We start from the raw sequence: 1,530 nt of genomic DNA on the forward strand, positions 1-1,530 counted from the left end.
GTGGCTGGCCGACCACGCCGCCGACGGGCGCCGATCAGGGCTGGCGGTCGTGGGTACCCACCTGCCCTACGACGGTGACGCCACCGCCCTGGCCGTCGCCACCGCCGACGGTGACGGCGCCTACATCGACACCACGACGCTGACACCGGACGACGATGCCGCGCTCGCCGCCTGGCTCGCCGACGAGACGAAACCCAAGGCGCTGCACGAGGCGAAGTTGGCCATCCATGACCTCGCCGGACGCGGATGGACGCTGAACGGCATCACTTCCGACACCGCACTGGCCGCCTACCTGGTTCGGCCGGGGCAGCGCAGCTTCACTCTCGACGACCTGTCGCTGCGCTACCTGCGGCGGGAGCTGCGCGCTGAAACCGCGGAACAGCAACAGCTTTCGCTGCTCGACGACACTGACGGCGTCGACGATCAAGCGGTGCAGACGGTGATTCTGCGGGCCCAGGCGGTGGTGGACCTGGCCGAGGCGCTCGACGCCGAACTGGCCCGCATCGACTCCGAGTCGCTGCTGGCCGAGATGGAGCTGCCGGTGCAACGGGTGCTGGCCGGCATGGAGGCAGCCGGCATCGCGGTCGACCTGAACCAGTTGGCTGCGCTGCAAAGCGAATTCGGGAACCTGATCCGCGACGCCGCCGAGGCCGCGTACGCGGTGATCGGCAAGCAGATCAACCTCGGCTCACCCAAACAGCTGCAGGTCGTGCTCTTCGACGAACTCGAGATGCCGAAGACGAAACGGACCAAGACCGGATACACCACCGACGCCGACGCGTTGCAGTCGCTGTTCGACAAAACCGGCCACCCGTTCCTGCAGCATTTGCTCGCCCATCGCGACGCCACCCGGCTCAAGGTGACCGTCGACGGGCTGCTGAGTTCGGTGGCCGGCGACGACCGCATCCACACCACGTTCAATCAGACCATCGCGGCCACCGGACGCCTGTCGTCGACCGAGCCGAACTTGCAGAACATTCCGATCCGCACCGATGCGGGCCGGCGGATCAGGGACGCGTTCGTCGTCGGCTCGGTTGACGGCATCGGTTACGCCGAACTGATGACCGCCGATTACAGCCAGATCGAGATGCGGATCATGGCGCACCTGTCCGGCGACGAAGGCCTCATCGAGGCGTTCAAGACCGGCGAGGACCTGCATTCCTTCGTGGCGTCCCGCGCGTTCGGCGTGCCGATCGACGAGGTGACCGGTGAACTGCGTCGCCGGGTCAAGGCGATGTCCTACGGCCTGGCGTACGGCTTGAGCGCCTACGGACTGTCGCAGCAGCTCAAGATCTCCACCGAAGAGGCGAAAGTCCAGATGGACGCCTACTTCGCCCGGTTCGGCGGCGTGCGCGACTATCTGCAGGCCGTTGTCGACCAGGCCCGCAAGGACGGCTACACCTCGACGGTGCTGGGCCGGCGGCGCTACCTGCCCGAGCTGGACAGCAGCAACCGCCAGGTGCGCGAAGCCGCGGAGCGGGCAGCACTCAATGCTCCGATCCAGGGCAGCGCCGCCGACATCATCAAGGT

Annotated in this window: 1 protein-coding gene; it reads left to right on the top strand. The window is 67.2% G+C overall.

What is annotated here, in order from left to right:
• On the top strand, positions 1-1,530 hold a 1,530-nt coding region (locus WA317_RS13115; RefSeq protein WP_425173444.1), incomplete at both ends, for a DNA polymerase.

Origin of the sequence: Mycobacterium sp. (assembly GCF_049802695.1) — a bacterium.
In the GTDB taxonomy this organism is placed as follows: Bacteria; Actinomycetota; Actinomycetes; order Mycobacteriales; family Mycobacteriaceae; genus Mycobacterium.